Below are 20,225 nucleotides of genomic sequence, written 5' to 3'. Positions count from 1 at the left end.
TTTATCATATCTTCGTATTCTTCTACATTAAATGCTATCTTCATGTCATTAAAGCTCCTATCATTTTTTAACTTTTACTGATGTTCCTGAAGTTGGATAAGCAGTTACAATTACACCATCTTTATTAACAACAACCTTCATATTTTTATTTCCATGTTTATTTAACTTATATGTATAGGTTTTATATCCATTTTTAGCAGTACCCTTAAGAGTACCTTTAGACAAAGAGGTCATAATAATTGATTTAATTGTAGATTCTTTAAGTCTTTTAGGATAAAAGTTGCAGCTTAGAAATAAAGTTTGATTAAAAACACAATAAACCTGTATTTTTCGGTAAATAAGAATAGTCCATTTTGAAAAAAGATTAATCAAAATGGATTATTCTCTAGTAGTTTTAAGTTATGGTTTTATTAAAAAGTTTAATCATTTTCTACCTTTGATCTTCCAAAATCGTGCCCGTTGATTGAACAAATATATATGTTCTCTCAAAGAGATCAGTTATATAGAAAAATTCTAGGTCATGGTTAAGTTTTTTACACATTTAAGTTGTTTACTCCACAATCAGTGAGATAGACTAAACAACATAAATCTTAAAATACAAATTAGTTAAGGAGTTGTGCTCCACTACTCCCTTTTTGTTAAATCATTTGTGACGGACCTATGAACCTTCACCAAAATCTAGAGTACTTCCTGTTTCTACTAAAGTCTTTGTATTATTTAAAATCATCCACCAGGCATTGTCGCTGTTCTCAAAATAGGGATCATCTTCTTCCCACTGGTCATGAATGAGTGTCAATTTCGTGCATGAGCCAATAGGCTCTAGAAGATAAGAAATTCTCGATTCAAATGCATGATCATCTTTCATATAAGACTTTCCAGTATAGTGAGTAAATCGAATTAACTGATTCGGTTCATACTCCAATACGTTACCGTATACATGCACCGTTTCATCTCCATCTACTCCAGGACCTACATACTCCAAGAGATCGCCCACTTGAAATGTAGATCTTATGACGGACCCATAATAAATTTGTTTTGTACCCTCAGGAGAGATTAATGCCTTCCAAACTTCCTCTGGTGTACCTGCAATATAAAATTGATACTTCAAATCCTTCATGATTTATATGCCTCCTAAAAATTTTGTTCTGTACATGTACATTATAAAAAAACTTCACTGCCAAGTACGGTCAGTGAAGTGAAGTTTTTTTATAATGATTGAATAACTCAAAGCTGATAGTTGCCAATTTTTCTTGTAATAAAGTTGGTTCCAAAATGGTAATAGATTTACCATAGGGAAGAAGAAAGTAAGGTACAAAGGTATGAATAGACTCTTTATCAACCTTAAAAAGAGCTTGGTCGTTTTTTCGTTCTATTAAAGCATGACTAAATAACCAATGCTGACATAAATCATCAAGCGCATGTGTCTTGCCTTTGATACGGACAGAAATGAGTTTTTCAAGTTGGTTTGAATCAGGTAAAAGGTCTTTTAGGAAGAAAGAACGTGCTGAAAATCCCGAGGGTCTGTCAAATTTTTTATCTGTTTTGGATAATGATTGAATACGATCGATTCTAAAACTCCGAATTTCTTTACGCAGATGGCAATATGCAACTGTGTACCACTTACCTTTCCAATAAACAAGACCATAAGGATCAATATGGCGTGATTGCGGTTCGATTTCCCTATCTTTATGATAAATAATAAATAACTTATAATTTTCGGCAACAGCAATTTCTAAATCTTGTAGAATAGATTTCAAAGACGGTTCGACTGTAGGATGGATGACTTCAAACCCTCTTAAATGACGATTGATATGCTTCAATTGCTCCGCGTTTGTATACATTTTCAATTTAGAAATTGCTTCATCTAACGCTTCACTAAAGGGATACCCTGCATCTATTGCAAATTTTGCAGCATGAACAAGCGCTTTCTGCTCATCCAGGTTAAAAAACAAAGGTGCCTTTGTAAACTCATTCAGTAAACTGTACCCACCATTATGTCCTGCATCTGAAATGATTGGTACTCCACTTGCACAAAGAGCATCAATATAGCGGTACACCGTACGGATACTGATTTCTAATTCCTCTGCTAGCTCCTTAGCAGTCAATTGTTTCCTCGTTTTGAGGAGCCATAATATAGAAAGCATATTAACCATTTTAGACATACATAGGAATTCCTTTCTCCAAGTAACTATATTCAAAAGGGGTAAAGCATCATAACTTTTTTCAAACATTGCGACTTTCTTCAAAACATCGCATCTTTTTTATAAACATCGTGACTTTATTTTAAATCCACAGGATCAAAGGTTATGTTGAAGAATCGGAGTTAAAGGGACTGCACTCCTTACTTACGGTTCCTTTTTCATTTTTCGTCTAACGAAACTGGAGAGAAAACATAATTTCCTTTTTCTATAGGAGCAGAAATGGAGATTGGAACGCGCTCAGAGAAAATAGGTCCATCAACTACAATAGTGTGAAATTCACCGTTCTCGCCACACGCATCGATGCCTGCTGCTTCTAGTTCCTCCACTAATTCTTTTGTCAATCTTTTCCCAACATAAGAAGCAGGCATCATAGTTGTATTCACTACAATAATCCACGACTCAAAATCAGCTTCTAACAGTTCCTCTACCACTGATCGCCGCGACATTTTCCATAGTGGATGGACTGCTATAATATCCGATTTCGTACATGTTGTTTGGACCCAATCTAAATGACCTTCCAGATCAATATCTCCGAACACGCCGTGTGTAATCCCTTCAGCTCGACATGCATCCATCGCATCTATAAATTGTTCCTCATATGAGCTCCAACTTGCAGGTTTAGTTAACAGGGGTATCCCTAATTTATCTACTTGTGCTTGTACAACTTCTAAAGGAACTGCATGTGACTTAGAAATCTCCCCATCATCCTCAAACATCGTTAAAATTTTCTTCGGAACCATCCCTAATTGCAGTGCTCGATAATATGCCAGCGCTGAATCTTTCCCACCACTCCAGGAAGCAACGAAATGTACGTTTTTCATAGTAGAATCACTCCTTTTATTGCCTGTGTTAGAATCAATTATTAATAGATTCTAACACAGGTACATAATTAATCCTTTTGCTGAAATTAAAACTTAGAACTCCATCACAAATAGCTATCTTAAACGGTACTCATTATACGAATTTACAAGTTTTATATCTCCATATTTTACTACATTGACAGCAAATATGTATTATTAGATCCTTCGAATAATATCTCTAGTACCATCAGTTAGGATATTCACCCAATCTAAGTTCTTTATTACCCTTTTATTAACTCTTTTCTTTTGGCTCTCATATTTTTAATAAACAATATAGTTGAACATACAAAACCACCAACTAGACACTGAACTATACTGCTCATATATAAAAGTGCACCTATCCCCTCTAGTATAAAGTCTTTTGGATAGTATGGACCCCAATCTCGAAATGTAAATCCAAGGTCCAAAAAGTAAATAGCCAGTCCAACCCCACAGCTTATAATAATGAAAAGAAAGTTATTTAAAAATGATCCCCCTCTTTTTTCAGATTCTATTTTATAGTTGATTGCCAATAAAACTATCGGCGTAAATAATATAATTTCTGCCTGTAATGTCGACAACTCTCTTGTATTTCCTATATTTTTAAGCAACACCACTAATGAATGAATGCATAATACAGGTACTACATTAAGTAATACTAAGTTTTTAAATCTCATCATATTCTCCTAACTAAATTAACAAATAAGATTCAAAAAGAGAAATAACGCTATGAATAGTGTATTATTACACTTTATATTTTATATTATTTTTTATTAATATGCTATATAAATTAATACAAGATTTTGTGATTTATATTACCAATAATGAATTAGTTGTCTAAAAACTGGTGAAGCTGAATTATTGTATTCAAAAATCGTAAATTTTGAATACATATGACTCTACTCTCGTTTTTTCATAATGGCTATATCTTAATCTAATAAAAACGCTAGTGTTTATTACTTATTAATTCAGGTTCCTTAATAAATAAAAAAAACACCCCTTATGATAGACTGTAAATCGTCAACCCTAAGGGGTACAGTTTATAATATCGTAATTAATTCCTTTAAATCATTAATGACTTTATCTGCTTTTTCTAGTTCTGTAGCCTGTGCGAAATCGAAATTGACACCTATAGAAGTTAACTCATTATCTTTTGCAGCAAGAATATCTGATAAACGATCCCCTACAACTACCCCATTTTCAATTCTATTTTCCAGTAAAATCTTCTTTACCAAATCCGATTTATGTCCAGAAGGTATGGTCTGAATGCTGTATACTTTCTTGAAAAATCTATGTAGCTCGTAAGTATCAACAATCGCTTGTAAATAAGAAGCTTGGCCATTACTCGCTATGTATAAATCATACCTCAAACTAAGTGTTTCAAGGACAAGTTCTGCATGAGGATATAAGGCACCTTGTTTATCTTTAATCAGATTAATCGTCTTTTCATGAAAAATCTCATTATTCCTTTCACGCATCTCTGGTGAATGTTGTGGGCATAACGTTTCCCAGACAACCGGTAAAGGCACTCCCATTATCTCCAAGTACTTATTGATTGGCGTATCCTCATTCCATGATCCATTGGCTCTTAAGATATCAAATGTTGCTGCCAAAGCAGGTTCTAAGATCAAATTTGTTTGAAACAATGTACCATCCATATCAAAAATAATTGCTTGTTTCATTAATAAGCCACCTCTCATTCTTAATTACAAATTCACAATTCTACTGTCATCTTCAATAGTACAAGAATTCATCACGTTGTTGTTCATATATTTTAGCATTCTTTCTCTTTTGTACCTTTAAGTAGCTCTTCAATCATTTGAATCCTTACATGTTTAACTTTGCTCATCGAAAGAAATCTCCTTCTATTAAAGTATTATATTATTATTAAATACAGAATTTACTCATCCTAATATTTTAAAAATAATACAATTAATGAATATAAAAACCTACACCATTAGTATGTATTAATTAATCTATTCCCTAGACAATATCCCTAATTCCACAATTCTACGATAATAATCACATACTATCAGTTATCTAATTTGTAATATATTGGTTTAAAAGGTTATTATATATGTATGGAGGTGGTTTAAGAATGAAGTTTGAGTTAAATCAACGAGTAATACATGAAGGACAAAAAGCTATTATTTGGGACTACAGTGTTAGAAAGAATACTTACTCCATTAAGCCTTTTGAAGATGGGGATATGTTGCTTTTCGACATTCCTGAAGACGCTATTAAACCTATTGATCAATCTGGTATGGCGGAATCTGCGAAAAGACTAGCAAGGTCACTTAGTAGTGCAGTACACTCTCAAAATGGAGACGTTGAATCTCGAGATTTGGAAAACTGTATGGTAGACCTTTATAATAAGGGGCTACTAATGGAAAATGCTTTTTATGATTATTTCATTAAAGAAATTAAAAACCAGGAAGAAACTTTGAAAATATAATAAAAAAGCCTAATTTCTCGCATAATACACCGGGAGATTAGGCTTTGGTTACTTAATAAAAGAAGTACAATTAAAAAAGACCCCAGTAAAACACTGGAGTCAGCTATTAAGTTGCGAAAATACGTCTATTCTACTGTCCTTGAGTAAATATATAAATCTAAACTTTCTCTCTAGGCTTATGATTAATAGTAATCACTATTTAACGTAATACTTTGTAACATCTCCGCCAGCAACGATTAGATATTTGCTGTCCTTAGTGAAGTTCATACTAGTTTTATCAATCATTTTAAGTTCATATAATAATTTATAAGAACTGTCATACATTTTAACTCCTCGCATGTCTAGAAGAGCAATTCTTTTTCCATCTGGACTGATTTTAACCTCACCAATAACGCCATATGGTCCTCCGAATTTTTTTAGAACTACATTTGAATCTGTATCATACACGTAAACCATAAAATCTTCTTCGTCAACGTTTGTAACGCTTAATAATAATTTATTATTGTCTTTTGTAAACGTAATACCTCTTACTTCTTTATTATCGATTTTAAATTCTTTTATAACATTTCCTGTTTTTGTATCATTTAATACAACACGCGTGTCATCATAGGCTGTAGCTAAAATTGAACCATCTACAGAAAGTGCTGCTGCGTTTCTTCCTGTTTCAACATCATCTATTTCCACCACATCTAAGTCTGAATTTACAACTTTCCCTTTACTCTTATTCTGACTAGCATACGATACCCCATTTTTTACATCGAAGAAGTAATCATTGTTAGGGTTAAACAATTTGAATTTATTATATGAAGTAAATTTGCAATTGAAGTAATCAAAAATACTACCGTCATAATGAACTAAACCGTCTTTCCAAAAGAAAATAGAATTCTTCTTACTATTATTCTTAGCAAAAGATTTTACTAGATTACCGTTTTTTAAATCATATAAAGATGAGCCAGCTGAAACGTATTTATTGTCAAAGGATGTATCTACTTTTCTTCCTTTATATTTCCCCTCAACGCTCCATACTTTCCTAGAAACAGTGACAGGCAATTTAACTTTTTTACCATATGCTTTTACGTACACATATGCTTTTCCGACGTTTTTAGATTTCACTACACCTTTACTAGAAACAGTCACAATTTTCTTATTAGAGGAACTAAAAGACACTTTCGGTTTCTTTACGATCTTCCCATTTTTCTTAACACTATAGTTAACTTTTGCAGAACCGTTGTACTTAAGCGTACTTTTACTAAGTTTTGCAGAAAGCGTAATCTTACTTGCTGCATCAGCAACTGGAGTTACCAAAGAGAATAACAATACAACCAAAACCAAGTAACGGATAATTTTTTTCATTTACACCTCTCCTTTATTTTTTTAGTGTAAAAATTTTCGTTAATAATTATAACATATTGAGGGTTTTAATAATCAGAAACTTTAGACTTATATATAACTAATGCACAGAAATTTTCAGAAAAGAAAAAACACTCCCAGCCTATCATGCAGCTGAAGGTGTTTTTCTTTTACTATAATAAAAAGCAGCTACAATTCTAGGAGCTACATTGAATAAATATAAAATACAGGATTGAACTTCAAGTCCACCCATCATGGAGTGGTCTTTTTACGCCTTCTTAAGATAAGAGACTCATGGTTTTTTTAATTTTTAGATATTTTTTTATTTTCTTCTTTCTCGATAAATATGGAAAAAATTATTGATATACTCTCTATATCAAAAATGTATATAAGTATAATAAATAAGGAGTGGAAAAAAGAAAGAGTAATAGAAGGAAAACAGCATCAGTAATTTTAAAATGTTTATATTTTAACCAATGATTCTTGTTTAACTAATTCAAATTCTTAAGAAATCTTCATAAAATTTCTCATTAATTATTAATAATTTCCAGTTACAATAAAAGTGAAATGAATATAAAAACATTGGTTGGTCTCTCATTAAGTGTAGTGTTTGAGAATCATCAGAATAATTTAGTTAGGAGCGTCTTATCTTGGGAGTTACAGAAATTATTAATAATATTCGGTATTTAATGTTGCCAGTAATCATTATTATTGTAGTTGAGTTCTTACTTATTGCACTATATTACTTCTTTTATTATAGAAAACAACAAACAGACAGAAAAAAAATTCAAATAAAGAAACTTATTCTTGGCGCACTTTTCATCGGATATATTGTTTTTGTGTGTGAATTAACTATTATTGGCCGTGGCACTTCACACTACTTGCAGATGAACCTTAATCCGTTCAGTGGTTACATTGATGCGTGGAAGAAATACTCTTTGCGTGATCTACAAAATTGTATTTTTAATATATTAATGTTTGTTCCATTAGGAATTTTTTTGCCTTTAATTATCGTTAAAACTAAAGAGTTTAAGTGGCTTCTTTTTGTAGTTGTAAGTACCACACTGTCTATTGAAACGTATCAAACACTTTCAGGAGCAGGGATTTTTGAGCTTGATGATTTAATTAACAATTCACTTGGTGGGATTATTGGATACCAGTTATACATGCTAGGGGCTTCCATTGCTCATCACAAAAAAGTAAAAATAAAAAGTCTGGTCAGAAATCTTGCTATACCTCTCTTGATGGGTTTGATTTTTCTTGGGATGAATATTATCTACGCCCAAAAGGAGTTTGGTCATCTAGCAATAAACGCGTATACAAAATCGAATATGTCAGGGGTTGATTTATCAACTTCATTAGAATTAAGCTCATTACCCGCAGTTGCCCCAGTATATAAGAAAATGATTAATAATGTTGGAGTTGAAGCCCTGTTACAAGGGAAATTAGGATTATCAGAGTTGAGTGCACAGGATAATGGTGGTGATCGTGAGATTCTATTGGAAGATAAAGCAGGGGTCCCATCTACGTTATTTATAAGTTCAGAGGGAAGTTGGTCATTTTCAGAGGATCTTTATACACCAGAGCAAACTTCATTAGCAGAGCAAGAGCCAATGGTTGACAAGGCATTGGCAATGATGGACGAACTTTCTATACTACCCCAAGATGCAGAATTTACTGTATTAGAGAATGGAGATTTTGAATGGGAACTTCCAGATCGTACTGATTTAAACAAAGATTATTGGTATGGTGATTTAAGTCTTGGGCTTAAACCCGATGGCAGTGTTTATTCATTATCGTATAATCTTCATAAAAACCAATTTATACGGGAAGTGAACATCTTGTCATTTGCAGAAGTGTATGAGCGAATTAAGAATGGAGAATTCCCCCAAATAAAATATAATGCACTGGTACAGGAAGAAGAACTTATTATAAAAAAAGGTGACCAACTTGATTTAGAATTAATTGAGCTTACGTATATGTATGACACGAAAGATTTCTATCAGCCAGTATACAGAGTTTCCGGAACATTTAATGGAAAAAGTTGGTTCACCTTGATTCAAGCAAGAAAGTAGTCGTACCATTCGGTAGCTCACGTTCCAAATATGATGAAAGCCCAGACTCAAAATTAATAGAGAACCTGGGCTTTGATGTTAGAAAGGGTCCAGTTTCTTTTGTGCATTATTAGTTTTGATTTTATTGGCATTATTCTATGTAAAGTAGCTGTTTGCATATCGTAATTGCTTGCTTTTGATCTTCTAACATATCACTATCCTTTACACAATTCCCTACTCAAATTATTGCTATCTAGGACAGTAATGATTTATTATCTCCAAAAGACGTTCAGTTTTTTCCGATGATACATTTTCAGATAACCTTGCTCCTGCAATGATTGGAGCCCATTGAAAAATACTTTCTTTTGATAATCCACTTTTCTCACAATAAAGTCGCAAATACATATCAGCTAATTCCGCTGAAAATTGTGAATACAAAAGAAAAGTCCGATATATGTCGGCACGTATATCACCTGAACTGGCATCAACCCAATCTATAATTGTAACTTTATTATCGGACATGATTAAATTATATAGATGATAATCTCCATGACATAACCTATTCTCAAATGTCATCGAATCCAATTTTCGTATTAAATCTGCCTTATGTCTTTTATCCAACTTGTGTGCTGCTTCAATTTGGCGCCTTAGTTTTTCAGACATTGGTTCTAGTGAATTCGTAATAATCGTATGGATTTTTTGTTGTATATCAATGGAAATATTCATGTAATATTCTGCTTGATCCATATTTTCAGATAAAAGCTCTCCTAATGTCCTTCCCTTAATATACTCCATTATTATAGCTTGTTTCCCATCTATTTTAGTGACATCCAAAACTTTAGGAACAGAAAGTCCATGCAAAAAGGCATATTTTTGCTTATTTGCTTCATATGATGATTCCGTATCCGGCAAATATTCATTAAATACTTTAACGATTTTGTTTTTGTAAAGATAGATTTTTGCTGTGTTTCCTGATGCTGTCGGATGTCCTAAATCCATTTTTTTCACTCCTTAAATATTATCTAAAAAAAAAGTGTAAGTAAAAGATGCCGCATATGATAAAACCGAAAAATCCCACTATGCGCTTTATTTTTCATATCTAAACTGAAATGAATTTTTTATAGGCTAATTTATTTCCCTTGTTTTAGATCTCTTCAGCCCATACCTAACACCAAGGATAATAATAAGTATAGCGAAGATTGATGCATTTACTATTCCTTTTTGCAACACACTCATTGGTTGCTCTGTTGCTTTTTGTACATAATCAGCTTGTATGAATTGCCCTCTTTCATTTTCTACTGCAATAGCATCTGCCATTGAAACTCCGCTTATCTCATAATATTTTGTGCCAATTGCAAACGTATTTGATGCATTACCATAATAGTCTCCTGATGAGTCATTTGGTTTTGTATTTACTTTCCCTATGACATTGCCGATTTTTTCATCTAGCAAAACTACTTCGGACACTTCATATACTTTTCCATCCCATACTACAAATGGGTAAGTCAAGATTTGTGCATGAACAGTTGAAGTACTAAGTAGGGCAAAGAATAAGAATATAGTAAATATTAAACATCTATTACCTTTCATTTTGTATCTCCTTCTTCCTTTTTAGAGGATTGAGATACATTTTATGCAATAGATTCATGTAACAATCAGTAATTATTATGGCTCTGTTTTTTCAACACTTCATCTTGTAGTAATAAGCGCTCACTCATAAAAACGCCTCTAATAGGAACGCCTGCTTCTGCCTCTATTTTTGTTGGAGTCATAAGAAATATAAAGCGGATACTCTTTTTTAATGTTTCTCTATGAAACTTTACAGGAACTATAACTTTCGTCTTTTCAGGCACTATTAATTTCTGTGTGCTCTCTAAACGGTAGTCTGACATTAAACACAATTGACCTTTTATCTCATAATCTTTATCGTTGTTAATTGCCAGATAATAACTGCCATCTTTAATTTGTTCAGCCACTATAGAAAGTTTCTTATCTTCAAATAGTTTTAAAGATATTCTGTTTTTGAAATCTGATTCTCTCTGTTCATGCATGATTTCATATTTTTTATGCTCTAATGGCATCTTTCCATTTGTTACTTCAAGAGAAAAATAAATTCGAGTGTAAATATACTTAATACTTGGGTTACATTCTTGCACTTGCTCAACATATTCGAAACATGGCTCATTAATTAAGTGAATAATATGCTTACCTATTGGTAAATTGGAAAGTTCAAAATCGAATGTAACTTCTCCTAATTTCGGAACATGTATTATGTGATATTCACTCTCTTCCCCATTTACAATGAAGCTGACTGGGGAGTCTATATTTTCCACTAATATATAGAAAACGATTTTATCACCTGTTTGAGTTTGATGATTTAAGATATACGACCCTTTAAAACAACCATCTGCATCTGTCTTAAAATCTAATTTATCCTTATTATTTGTAAACTCAGGTTTAGTCTCCATTCTAGTCGTTCTGCTATCACTATTGTGCGATACTTTTTCTAGTTTAGCGCTTTCCTTATCCATAAGTGGCAGACTCCTTTATTTTCATAATAAGTATCGGAGTAATGATTTTAATGAGTGCCGAGCCCTCTACCGATAAAGTTTGCTGATATGGGCTTCTTCCCAATTTCCCTAGCCCAAACGGACAATTGGCCGATGTGATGAATTTCATGAGCAATGATATGTCGCATCACTTCACCCCAAGTGTCTGTTAAATGACTGCCATCTGATTGTAAATCGTAAAATTTATTACTTTCCATGTTTTCATCCCAGTTGTTTACAAACTCCTCTACTTCCTTATGAAATCTAGCGTCTAATTCTCGAACCTTGCTTATACTCTTATAATCATCAAAATTCTCTTGAAAATCCTCTTTACCTTGTATTAGACGTATCCAGCTCCACTCCACATCAACTATATGAAAGAGTGTTTGTAATATACTGCCTACCCCTCCAGTTCGATTCTTTAAAAGTTCTTCTTCTGTTAAGTCTTCACACCAGCTGTACCATTCATCTCTTATTAACCAGTTATAATGAAATAATAATTGCATTGAAATCTCTCCCATCTATAAACTAAATGATTTTATTTTTGATACCCAACTAAATATTCGGTACTTTTCTATGTTTAGTAGCTTGTTCAAAAGCATAGGCCAGTTTGATTAATGTTCCTTCGTTAAATGATGTGCTTGCAAAAGTGATGCCGAATGGTCTTCCTGATTCCATATAACCCGCTGGTACTGCGATTGTTGGATAACCTGCTTTTGCTGAAACAGTAGAGCCTAAATATGATGGAAATAGAATAGCATCTAAATTGTATTTTTTTAATGCAAAGCCAATTCCTTGTTGTTCAGAAAAATAGATATCCTCTAAGCGCGCAGTTAAATATTCTGGATTACTTAACGTATTTGGTAGATGTTCACGCAGTTCTAATCTGTCTTGCCCATTTTTTAACGCTCGATCTGCATGGTCTTTATTGAACTGAATTAGTTCACTAAAGGAATGTACAGGTTGTTGTGGTGGAAGTTTCGATAAATAGTTGTCGAGGCTGTGCTTTAGTTCATATAAAAGAACGGCACCATTACGTTCTCTATGAAACGCTGGAATTTCAATATCTTTCACTACTGTTGCACCTTGATCATGTAATGTTTGAACTGCATTTTCAAATAACTCACCGTCATATTCATCTGAGTTATAAAACTCGTCAGAACCATGTGTAAAGACTCCTATTCTAGCATCTTTTAGTCCATCGATATGTAAATAACTCGTATAATCCTCGATTTCTCTTTCTTTCAATTTATGTGTAGCTGGATCTTGCTCGTCGACACCGACCATTGCTCCAAGCAAAATCGCTGCATCTCCTACAGTTCTTGCAAAGGGGCCTGCTGTATCCTGCGAATAGGTAAAGGGAATAATTCCTTTTCGACTGATTAGACCAACAGTTGGTTTAATACCTACGACTGAATTCAGGGTTGCTGGACTAAGAATAGATGCATCTGTTTCTGTACCTACTGCTAAAACCGAAAAGTTTGCTGCTACAGCTACTGCCGATCCTGAGCTTGAACCACCTACAAATAGATTGGGGTCACCGTAAGGATTCAATACTTGCCCTCCTCTAGCACTATAGCCAGCCCACATTGTCGTCGACATTGCATTTGCTAGTTCTGTCATATTCGCCTTGCCTAAAATAACAGCTCCAGCTTGTCGCAATTTATCTACTAGAAAAGCATCTGATGAACTACAGTAATTTTCGAGTGCTAGTGTCCCTGCACTCGTATGCATATAATCATTCGTTTCAATATTGTCTTTTAAGACAACTGGAATTCCGTGCAAAGGTCCTCTCGCCCCATTAATCGTTCTTTCATGATCTAATGCTTCTGCTATGAAAATCGCTTCAGGATTTATTTCCAGCATCGAATTAATCTTGGGTCCACCTTGATCATATTTTGCTATTCGATCAAGATAGTACATCGTTAACTCTTTTGAAGTTACTTCCCCATTTACCATTGCATCTTGTATATCGACTATTGTTAATTCATCTCGGTAGAAATCTTTGAACCTAATACTCACCTATACATTCCTCCATTTTTTTCAAACTTAATTTAATTTTACTATATTTGTTAATAACGACCTAATAATAAAACCCCAATCTTAAAAAGAAGAAAATAAGATTAACTTATTCTTTCTTTGAAAGATTGAGGTTTAATATTTTTACTGTAAATTTAATTAAAAACGTTCCGTAGTAAGATCTATATTTACAGAAAATGCGGCTTTACTGCCATCTGCAGCAGCAAACATTAAAGAAGAGGGTCCTGATTTTTCGGTTTCACCAGCAATATACACATTTTTTTGAGATGTGCGACCTGAACCATCTGTCTCTACTACTCCATTTTCTTGTACTTTACATCCTAATTGCTCAACAAATTGATTTGGTCGATAAAAAGACGGTACAACAAACCCACCTGATCTTAATATCGTTTCTCCTGATACAAATTCAATTTCTTGAAGAATACCATCATCGCCTATTAATTTTTTAATTCGCTCCGTTTTCACCTTAATATTGCGCTTTTGTAATTCACTAGCCCCATCTTTAGATAGTTCTACTCCATTAGTTAAGACAACTAAATCCTTCGTCCAGTTATATACTAGTTTAGCCAAATGCATTATATGTGCCTCACTATCTGCCATGACAACTAATGGCTTATCGCGTAGCTCCCATCCATCGCAGTATGGACAACTAAAGAGGCTCTTCCCATAATACTCGCGTATACTCTGGAATGAAAATACTTCTTGAATCCCAGCTGCTAAAATCACTTTTTCTGCAACAAATTCCAGGCCATCTTCTGTTTTTGCGATAAATCGGTCATTACTAGAATCTTTGATAATTTGAGTAACTGTTTTTTGGAAATAAGATATGGATGGATAATTTTTCAATTCATTTAACCCTATTTCTTTAAACTCTTGTGGCTTGATCCCATCTCGAGTGATGAATCCATGTGACTCCTGTGTCACTCTGTTTCTATTTGTACCGTTATCAAATATTGCTATGTTCCTTCTAGCTCTTCCTAATGTTAAACTGGCACTTAATCCTGCAGGACCTGCTCCAATAATAATACAATCAAAAATAGTCATTTTCTTCACCCTGTTCTTTTTGGTATTTTTAATTACAGATATTAATACTCTTTAATAGCTATGATTAGTGTAAAAAAACAGGGCTTAATGAGCCTCTGTCATTTGTTTAGCTATGTCTACAATTTTTTGATTTCTTAATTCATCTAGCATCTTTTCTTCTGCTGAAACAATAACTTTTTGAATCAAGCAATTTGGATCATGATGTAAACAATAGTCAAATAAGGATGTAGGACCTTCAATAGCTTGAATAATATCTAAAAAAGATATGTCTTCCCAATTAGGTTTTAATTTATATCCACCATTGGCACCAGAAACTGATTCAACCATCCCCGCCTTAGCAAGTTTAGTCAGTATTTTTGACAAATACGTAGTTGAAACATCTTGATGTGTTGCAAGTTGCTGAACACCTACATGCTTTTCAGGAGTAACATTGACTAAATATAACATGGTATGAAGAGCGTAATTCGTTGCTTTTGAATATTTCACCTTAATAATTCACTCCTAATCATAGATATCATTTATCTACCATATCTATTTTCTGTTTTTTAGTCAAGTTAGATGTCTTTTTGCTACTAGCAATTCTCCTGTCGCTTTAGAAAAAATGCTACCATGACAATAAAAGAAATGATTGTATAACAAGGCTTATCGGAAAACTTGTAGAATATTAATCTATAATGCATTTATAAAAATAGCCACTGTTAAGAAAGGGGCAGAAATGTGAGGGGAATATGAGTCTAAAAGAAACACCAGAAGAAAAAAGAGAACGCTTAAGACAAAGTGAATTGAAAAATAATCCCTCTGGTTCTATACACGATGCATTGAATAGAGGAAGTAGTGGGAATTTAACTGATTTAACAGGAGGTATGGGGTGGAAAGGTACAGGCATATTAATTTTAGTATTAATTTTTGGTTTCATTTTATACAACCTTATATTCTAAGGACTATATTGGATTGTTCACCCTACGAAAAATAAGCATATTCGACTTAATATCGAATATGCTTATTTTTCTGATGAAAAGCAAAAATCAAGTAAAACAGAGTCTTTTGTAGCAAGTCTTCTTAGCTTGAAAATTGAAATGGCTCTACTCTCGTTTCACCTGTCTCCATATTTTTCACCGTTAGTTGATTAAGCTCTACTTCATTCTCACCAATTATTATTACATTGCGTATGCCTTCACTATTCGCACGGTCTAACGCTTTGCAAATTTTCTTGTTACTCATATCTAATTCTACCTTGTATCCCTTCTGTCTTAATCGTGTTGCAACTAATAAGGATTCCATTAATGTATTCATTGGTATGATGTAATAATCGAGTAATGAAGCCTCTATTACAGCTGAATCTTTCAAGGAAATAGCCGTATAAATGACATCTAATCCAAAAGATATACCGACAGTTGAAAAAGACTGATTCGTACCAAGTAAGCCTGCAATCACATTATCGTATCTCCCACCACTCCCAATGCTCGATTTAATTGTCTGGTCGACTAAAAAGAGTTCATAAATCGTACCTGTATATATTTCCAAACCTCTTGCTAAAAATGGGTTGAAAATACATTGCTCAGAAATATTTAAATATGCTAAGAATGATTCTAATGCTTTTAATTCATTTACTCCTTGCTCAATATTGTTATTCAATTTAGTATATGACTCAAAATAATCGATCGTCTTATTCTTCTCATCAGTTAAAAACCGCTCGATGGAATCTACTATTGTTTGTGGTAAACCTAATTCGCTTAGTTCCTTCTTTACCGTTGAAACACCCACTTTCTCTAATTTATCCAACACTAATATTACTGCACTCATTTGATCAGTAGGTACTTCAAACATTTCTAACATTCCGGATAATAATTTTCGGTTGTTATATTGAATGGCGATTTTCAAATCTAACTTGGTAAAGGCGGAAAGTGCCATTTCCATCAGCTCTGCTTCTGCAATTTGAGATTCTACTCCTACGATATCTACATCACATTGTGTAAATTCACGGAATCGTCCTGTCTTTATTGGCCCATCTCTAAAAACTTTACCAATTTCATATCGCTTAAAAGGCATTCTAATGGCGGGATTCATCGCCACAACTTTTGCAAAAGGTATCGTTAAATCATAACGAAGTGCTAAATCTCTCTCTCCCCGATCAGTTAATGTGTACATTTCCTCTAATATTTCTGCACCACCACCGTACTTTGAAGCCATCAGCTCCGTATAATTCAATATTGGCGTTTCAAGTGGTTTACAACCGTATTGTATAAATGTGTCTTCAAGCGTTCTTCTAATTTTCCTTCTAATCACTTCAGCTTCAGGTAAATAATCTTGTGTACCTTTAACATTTTGATAATCCATTTTTCTCATTTGATATTCCCCCTAATTTTTTGAAAATAAAAAAACTGCACCTGATAAAAGTGATTTCCTTTATCGATGCAGTTCAATATAAATAGTCTTCCTATGCGCGATTTTATAAAATCGGATAGCAAGACTACATGTGATGATGGAATTGTGAAGTGTTACTTAAAATTTTTGTTCGTAACATATAATTCACCTCATATTTGATAATTAACTTAACATAATAATTAGAATATTTCAATGATTTTTGTTGCGCAAATTAAATTGAGACTTTTGGTGAATTGAATAAAATGAAATCAATATGCTTGATTTTTATTCGTTACTTTGTGATTCATTTAAATCAAAATCTTGCTTTAACAGTGAATACATATATAAGTCGTCAAATTTACCACAAGTAAACTCATAATTTCTTAGTAATCCTTCTTTTATAAAGCCTTGTTTTTCAGCTAATTTTTGTGATGCAATATTTTCAGGTTCGATTAACGCTTCAATCCTTTGAAGTTTAAAGTTTTCAAACCCGTATCTAATTACAGCTTCAAAAGCCTCGCTAGCAATACCTTTTCCCCAGTATTCTTTGCTTAATTCAGTACCGATTTCTGTACGAAAATGCTTAGGGACCCTGTTAAGAAAACCACAGCTACCAATTACTTCATTATTTTCTTTTAAAGTAATTCCCCATCTAATTCCTGTACCCTGTTCAAATATTGTTTGATACCAAGTGATCTCATCCATTGCATCCACAACTGTGTTAAAAGGTTCTAATCCAATATGCTTTACTACTTCATTATCAGACATATATTTTAAAACACTACGTGCATCAACTTCTGTAACTTTTCTTAATATTAATCTATCAGTTTCTAGTATTGGAAAAGTCCTGTTTTCTATTTGCATTATAAATGCCTCCAATTCAAATACAATCTAATATCGCTTGAAAATAACATCTATAAAAAATCTGTTTATTTTAACAGATTTAATTACTCTAATTAATAATTTCTTTGATTTTCTTATCGTCTAAAGACATTCTAACTTTTTGAGTAATTACCCCCTCACTATTTATGATATATGTTGTTGGAAAAGATCGTACATCATATAATTTCATAACTTTACCATCATTATCATCTACTAGAACTGGAAATGTCATTTCATATTTCTCAACAAATTCCTCTATTTTTTCTTTACCGCCTTTTTCTACCCTAGTCATATTTACTGCAAGAATTACCATATCAGATTTTTCTCCATACTCTTCATAGTACTTTTGCATATATGGAATTTCTTCTTTACAAGGTGGACACCATGAAGCCCAAAAATTGAGTAGTACTTTTTGTCCTCTATAATCTGATAATTTCACTTGTTCACCGGCTAAATTTTTCAATTGAAAATCAGGTGCAACATCGTTTATTTTAAGTCCTGATTCAGCAGATTCATCTTTATCTATAAAATTTGTTTTAATCATTAATATAATCATAAAGATAACTATAAAAACTGAAATAATCTTTGCCAAAGCTCTAAAGTTCATTAATATCTCCTCCAAAATATCATTTCTCAAATCAGATTTTAATAAGAAATGCCAATACTAATACTTTACTTATTTTACATTAAAATATTTTATTTTCCATTTATATTTTGATTAATACTATTGTTATGTAGAACAAAAACTTGTGAAAATTTTTTATAAATAGTAAAAGAATTGTTCTATTTGTTTATTTTCAATCCATCAGGGTACATAAAAGATTAATGTTATTTTAAAGGAGTGTTTACATGAATAGACAATATGAAGAATGTATTAAAATTTGTATGGAATATTTGGAGGCGTGTAACACATGCTTTGATTCATGTTTAAAAGAAGATGATGTCAAAATGATGACCAAATGTATTCGATATGATCGTGCTTGTGCTGATGCTTGTATGTTTGCGATTCAAGCGATGGTTTCAAACTCTCCATTTATTGATGAGATTTGTAATCTTTGCGCTGACATTTGCGAACGCTGTGCTGAAGAATGCGCGAAACACAATCATGAACATTGCCAACAGTGTGCTCGGACTTGCCAGAAATGTGCAGATGCTTGCCGTAACATGAGCGCTTAATAATAATTAATTTAGAAAAGGCTACTTCAAAATGAGTTTTGGAGTAGCCTTAGTTTGTTTTAGCAAGATAAATGATTTACTGATTGTCTCCGAATGATTCATCACATTCTAAAGAGATTTTATTAGTTTCTATTTTCTTTTACAAATTGTATTGCCAATTCTGTTGAATGAATTAAAGATTGCTCTTTTTTTCTTTTTCGAATAGATAATGCTTCGTTAAAATGAGATAGTGCTATTTTCCATTCATCCAATTCCATTAGACACTTCCCTTTATGCTGTAGAGCAAAATCCACTAAATCACAATCATCTGTAGGTGTTAATGCTCGAATAGCTAAGTCAAACAACCTTAATGCTTCTTCATATTGTCCAGCATATTTATATGCTTCGCCTAAACGAATCAGATTAGCAATCTTTAATTTTTTTAGACCACTTTCTTCAGCAAGCTTAAAACTTTTTTCTAATATATTTACGGCTTGCTTACTATCTCCTGCAATACGATATAGATTACCAAGATTTCCAAATAGAAAAATCTGCTCAATTTTAGAATATTGCTCTAAAGATTTTATAGCCTCTTCAAATTGAGATGTCAGTTCATTTATTGCTTCATAATTGTTGCATTTTTCACGTAAATATTGGTTTTCATCAAAGTATATGAATTCATTAAGCATTACTAAACTTGATTTTAGGATAGAATATCCATTAGATAATACCTCCAAAAAGCTAATCTTCATTCATCTTAATGACTCTATCCACAAACTCCAACTTCGCATTAGCATAAGCATTTTCATTGTTTGGATGTTCTTTAGACAGCTTTATTTTTAACTGTTCATATTCCTTTGCCAATTCAGGTTGTGCTGTTAAGCGATCACGGAATAGTATATGCTTTTGCCACCATTCTCCTCCATACTCTACAACGTGAGCAACATGCGTTTTGAATAGAGGCTCCAAACTTTCAAACTTTGCAATAACTTCCTTGCCTTCAATGTTAACTTTCGCTAAATGATAATAACTGTTCTCTTTGAGCTCCTGAAAATCAAACATTTTAAAATCTTCTATTTTTCTTAAACCAATAATTATATCTACTAATGGCTTAGCTTTAATTCCTGGAATAGCTGTGCTGCCTATATGCTGAATATCTATTATTAAATCCCCTAAAACTCTTTGCAAAATATCCTTCTCATTTATGAAAGATTGCACCCAGTTATCATCAGGTTCCACTAAATATACTTCGCCTTTTTGTAATCCAGACATTTCCATCCCTCCCTTATTAT

At 32.9% G+C, this 20,225-nt stretch carries 23 protein-coding genes; 4 read left to right on the top strand and 19 right to left on the bottom strand.

Features of this window, described 5'->3' with window-relative positions:
- Positions 1 to 60: 60 nt before the first annotated feature.
- From BK137_RS22370 to BK137_RS15210, 6 genes are all read right to left on the bottom strand, one after another.
- Positions 61 to 372 carry a hypothetical protein gene (locus tag BK137_RS22370; RefSeq protein ID WP_038185233.1) on the bottom strand — a complete coding sequence of 104 codons (312 nt, stop codon included), beginning with the start codon at positions 370 to 372 and terminating at the stop codon, positions 61 to 63.
- A 286-nt stretch (positions 373 to 658) separates the two neighbouring features.
- Complete coding sequence (locus BK137_RS15230; protein WP_038185235.1) at positions 659 to 1,117, bottom strand: SRPBCC domain-containing protein; 459 nt, start codon at positions 1,115 to 1,117, stop codon at positions 659 to 661.
- A 70-nt stretch (positions 1,118 to 1,187) separates the two neighbouring features.
- Entirely contained in the window at positions 1,188 to 2,162 is a 975-nt protein-coding gene (locus BK137_RS15225; protein ID WP_038185238.1) for a helix-turn-helix transcriptional regulator, read from the bottom strand.
- Positions 2,163 to 2,359: 197 nt separating this feature from the next.
- Positions 2,360 to 3,022, bottom strand: coding sequence for a Dph6-related ATP pyrophosphatase (locus BK137_RS15220; RefSeq protein ID WP_038185241.1), 663 nt, complete (start codon positions 3,020 to 3,022; stop codon positions 2,360 to 2,362).
- A 260-nt stretch (positions 3,023 to 3,282) separates the two neighbouring features.
- On the bottom strand, positions 3,283 to 3,717 hold the full coding sequence (locus tag BK137_RS15215; RefSeq protein WP_038185244.1) for a hypothetical protein: 435 nt from the start codon (positions 3,715 to 3,717) through the stop codon (positions 3,283 to 3,285).
- 363 nt (positions 3,718 to 4,080) lie between these two features.
- A complete protein-coding gene (locus BK137_RS15210; RefSeq protein WP_038185247.1) occupies positions 4,081 to 4,722 on the bottom strand; it encodes an NIF family HAD-type phosphatase in 642 nt (213 codons plus the stop codon).
- Between the two features lie 416 nt (positions 4,723 to 5,138).
- Here BK137_RS15210 and BK137_RS15205 point away from each other — a divergent pair, with 416 nt between their 5' ends.
- On the top strand, positions 5,139 to 5,495 hold the full coding sequence (locus BK137_RS15205) for a hypothetical protein (RefSeq protein WP_038185250.1): 357 nt from the start codon (positions 5,139 to 5,141) through the stop codon (positions 5,493 to 5,495).
- Positions 5,496 to 5,690: 195 nt separating this feature from the next.
- Here the strand turns inward: BK137_RS15205 and BK137_RS15200 are convergent, their stop codons facing one another.
- A complete protein-coding gene (locus BK137_RS15200; protein WP_038185253.1) occupies positions 5,691 to 6,848 on the bottom strand; it encodes a WD40 repeat domain-containing protein in 1,158 nt (385 codons plus the stop codon).
- A 647-nt stretch (positions 6,849 to 7,495) separates the two neighbouring features.
- On the opposite strand from BK137_RS15200, the gene BK137_RS15195 reads away from it, so the two are divergent.
- Positions 7,496 to 8,920: a VanZ family protein gene (locus tag BK137_RS15195; RefSeq protein ID WP_038185264.1), complete on the top strand. Its 1,425-nt coding sequence runs from the start codon at positions 7,496 to 7,498 to the stop codon at positions 8,918 to 8,920.
- Positions 8,921 to 9,148: 228 nt separating this feature from the next.
- Here BK137_RS15195 and BK137_RS15190 read toward each other — a convergent pair whose 3' ends face one another.
- The 7 genes from BK137_RS15190 to BK137_RS15160 all read right to left on the bottom strand — a co-directional run bounded on the left by BK137_RS15190 (position 9,149) and on the right by BK137_RS15160 (position 15,018).
- Positions 9,149 to 9,898 (bottom strand): aminoglycoside phosphotransferase family protein, encoded by a 750-nt coding sequence (locus tag BK137_RS15190; RefSeq protein ID WP_038185267.1) that lies wholly within the window; start codon positions 9,896 to 9,898, stop codon positions 9,149 to 9,151.
- A 126-nt stretch (positions 9,899 to 10,024) separates the two neighbouring features.
- Complete coding sequence (locus BK137_RS15185; RefSeq protein ID WP_038185270.1) at positions 10,025 to 10,489, bottom strand: hypothetical protein; 465 nt, start codon at positions 10,487 to 10,489, stop codon at positions 10,025 to 10,027.
- A gap of 65 nt (positions 10,490 to 10,554) precedes the next feature.
- On the bottom strand, positions 10,555 to 11,430 hold the full coding sequence (locus BK137_RS15180; RefSeq protein ID WP_038185274.1) for a hypothetical protein: 876 nt from the start codon (positions 11,428 to 11,430) through the stop codon (positions 10,555 to 10,557).
- A 47-nt stretch (positions 11,431 to 11,477) separates the two neighbouring features.
- Positions 11,478 to 11,954, bottom strand: coding sequence for a DinB family protein (locus BK137_RS15175; protein WP_038185275.1), 477 nt, complete (start codon positions 11,952 to 11,954; stop codon positions 11,478 to 11,480).
- Between the two features lie 49 nt (positions 11,955 to 12,003).
- On the bottom strand, positions 12,004 to 13,470 hold the full coding sequence (locus tag BK137_RS15170; protein ID WP_038185277.1) for an amidase family protein: 1,467 nt from the start codon (positions 13,468 to 13,470) through the stop codon (positions 12,004 to 12,006).
- Between the two features lie 156 nt (positions 13,471 to 13,626).
- Positions 13,627 to 14,532 (bottom strand): NAD(P)/FAD-dependent oxidoreductase, encoded by a 906-nt coding sequence (locus BK137_RS15165; protein WP_038185279.1) that lies wholly within the window; start codon positions 14,530 to 14,532, stop codon positions 13,627 to 13,629.
- A gap of 84 nt (positions 14,533 to 14,616) precedes the next feature.
- On the bottom strand, positions 14,617 to 15,018 hold the full coding sequence (locus BK137_RS15160; protein WP_038185282.1) for an Rrf2 family transcriptional regulator: 402 nt from the start codon (positions 15,016 to 15,018) through the stop codon (positions 14,617 to 14,619).
- Between the two features lie 242 nt (positions 15,019 to 15,260).
- On the opposite strand from BK137_RS15160, the gene BK137_RS15155 reads away from it, so the two are divergent.
- On the top strand, positions 15,261 to 15,470 hold the full coding sequence (locus tag BK137_RS15155; RefSeq protein ID WP_038185288.1) for a DUF6366 family protein: 210 nt from the start codon (positions 15,261 to 15,263) through the stop codon (positions 15,468 to 15,470).
- A gap of 121 nt (positions 15,471 to 15,591) precedes the next feature.
- Here the strand turns inward: BK137_RS15155 and BK137_RS15150 are convergent, their stop codons facing one another.
- The 3 genes from BK137_RS15150 to BK137_RS15140 form a co-directional block, all read right to left on the bottom strand.
- Positions 15,592 to 16,878 carry a histidine--tRNA ligase gene (locus BK137_RS15150; RefSeq protein WP_038185289.1) on the bottom strand — a complete coding sequence of 429 codons (1,287 nt, stop codon included), beginning with the start codon at positions 16,876 to 16,878 and terminating at the stop codon, positions 15,592 to 15,594.
- Between the two features lie 303 nt (positions 16,879 to 17,181).
- Positions 17,182 to 17,760: a GNAT family N-acetyltransferase gene (locus tag BK137_RS15145; RefSeq protein ID WP_038185292.1), complete on the bottom strand. Its 579-nt coding sequence runs from the start codon at positions 17,758 to 17,760 to the stop codon at positions 17,182 to 17,184.
- 88 nt (positions 17,761 to 17,848) lie between these two features.
- A complete protein-coding gene (locus tag BK137_RS15140) occupies positions 17,849 to 18,385 on the bottom strand; it encodes a peroxiredoxin family protein (protein ID WP_038185295.1) in 537 nt (178 codons plus the stop codon).
- Positions 18,386 to 18,627: 242 nt separating this feature from the next.
- On the opposite strand from BK137_RS15140, the gene BK137_RS15135 reads away from it, so the two are divergent.
- Positions 18,628 to 18,954, top strand: a complete 327-nt coding sequence (locus BK137_RS15135) for a four-helix bundle copper-binding protein (protein WP_038185300.1) — start codon at positions 18,628 to 18,630, stop codon at positions 18,952 to 18,954.
- Positions 18,955 to 19,076: 122 nt separating this feature from the next.
- Here BK137_RS15135 and BK137_RS15130 read toward each other — a convergent pair whose 3' ends face one another.
- Together BK137_RS15130 and BK137_RS15125 are read right to left on the bottom strand one after the other, a co-directional pair.
- Positions 19,077 to 19,670 carry a tetratricopeptide repeat protein gene (locus tag BK137_RS15130; protein WP_162148712.1) on the bottom strand — a complete coding sequence of 198 codons (594 nt, stop codon included), beginning with the start codon at positions 19,668 to 19,670 and terminating at the stop codon, positions 19,077 to 19,079.
- A 4-nt stretch (positions 19,671 to 19,674) separates the two neighbouring features.
- A complete protein-coding gene (locus BK137_RS15125) occupies positions 19,675 to 20,205 on the bottom strand; it encodes a GrpB family protein (RefSeq protein WP_038185306.1) in 531 nt (176 codons plus the stop codon).
- Positions 20,206 to 20,225 lie beyond the last annotated feature (20 nt).

This window comes from Viridibacillus arenosi (genome assembly GCF_001955655.1).
GTDB classification, from domain to species: domain Bacteria; phylum Bacillota; class Bacilli; order Bacillales_A; family Planococcaceae; genus Viridibacillus; species Viridibacillus arenosi.
This window is presented reverse-complemented; position numbering and strand designations above follow the sequence as displayed.

Excerpts from the sequence above, each read along its gene's own strand:
- BK137_RS15230 (WP_038185235.1), bottom strand. The coding sequence starts at position 1,117 with ATGAAGGATTTGAAGTATCAATTTTATATTGCAGGTACACCAGAGGAA.
- BK137_RS15225 (WP_038185238.1), bottom strand. The coding sequence starts at position 2,162 with ATGTCTAAAATGGTTAATATGCTTTCTATATTATGGCTCCTCAAAACG.
- BK137_RS15220 (WP_038185241.1), bottom strand. The coding sequence starts at position 3,022 with ATGAAAAACGTACATTTCGTTGCTTCCTGGAGTGGTGGGAAAGATTCA.
- BK137_RS15215 (WP_038185244.1), bottom strand. The coding sequence starts at position 3,717 with ATGAGATTTAAAAACTTAGTATTACTTAATGTAGTACCTGTATTATGC.
- BK137_RS15210 (WP_038185247.1), bottom strand. The coding sequence starts at position 4,722 with ATGAAACAAGCAATTATTTTTGATATGGATGGTACATTGTTTCAAACA.
- BK137_RS15205 (WP_038185250.1), top strand. The coding sequence starts at position 5,139 with ATGAAGTTTGAGTTAAATCAACGAGTAATACATGAAGGACAAAAAGCT.
- BK137_RS15200 (WP_038185253.1), bottom strand. The coding sequence starts at position 6,848 with ATGAAAAAAATTATCCGTTACTTGGTTTTGGTTGTATTGTTATTCTCT.
- BK137_RS15190 (WP_038185267.1), bottom strand. The coding sequence starts at position 9,898 with ATGGATTTAGGACATCCGACAGCATCAGGAAACACAGCAAAAATCTAT.
- BK137_RS15185 (WP_038185270.1), bottom strand. The coding sequence starts at position 10,489 with ATGAAAGGTAATAGATGTTTAATATTTACTATATTCTTATTCTTTGCC.
- BK137_RS15180 (WP_038185274.1), bottom strand. The coding sequence starts at position 11,430 with ATGGATAAGGAAAGCGCTAAACTAGAAAAAGTATCGCACAATAGTGAT.
- BK137_RS15175 (WP_038185275.1), bottom strand. The coding sequence starts at position 11,954 with ATGCAATTATTATTTCATTATAACTGGTTAATAAGAGATGAATGGTAC.
- BK137_RS15165 (WP_038185279.1), bottom strand. The coding sequence starts at position 14,532 with ATGACTATTTTTGATTGTATTATTATTGGAGCAGGTCCTGCAGGATTA.
- BK137_RS15155 (WP_038185288.1), top strand. The coding sequence starts at position 15,261 with ATGAGTCTAAAAGAAACACCAGAAGAAAAAAGAGAACGCTTAAGACAA.
- BK137_RS15150 (WP_038185289.1), bottom strand. The coding sequence starts at position 16,878 with ATGAGAAAAATGGATTATCAAAATGTTAAAGGTACACAAGATTATTTA.
- BK137_RS15145 (WP_038185292.1), bottom strand. The coding sequence starts at position 17,760 with ATGCAAATAGAAAACAGGACTTTTCCAATACTAGAAACTGATAGATTA.
- BK137_RS15140 (WP_038185295.1), bottom strand. The coding sequence starts at position 18,385 with ATGAACTTTAGAGCTTTGGCAAAGATTATTTCAGTTTTTATAGTTATC.
- BK137_RS15135 (WP_038185300.1), top strand. The coding sequence starts at position 18,628 with ATGAATAGACAATATGAAGAATGTATTAAAATTTGTATGGAATATTTG.
- BK137_RS15125 (WP_038185306.1), bottom strand. The coding sequence starts at position 20,205 with ATGTCTGGATTACAAAAAGGCGAAGTATATTTAGTGGAACCTGATGAT.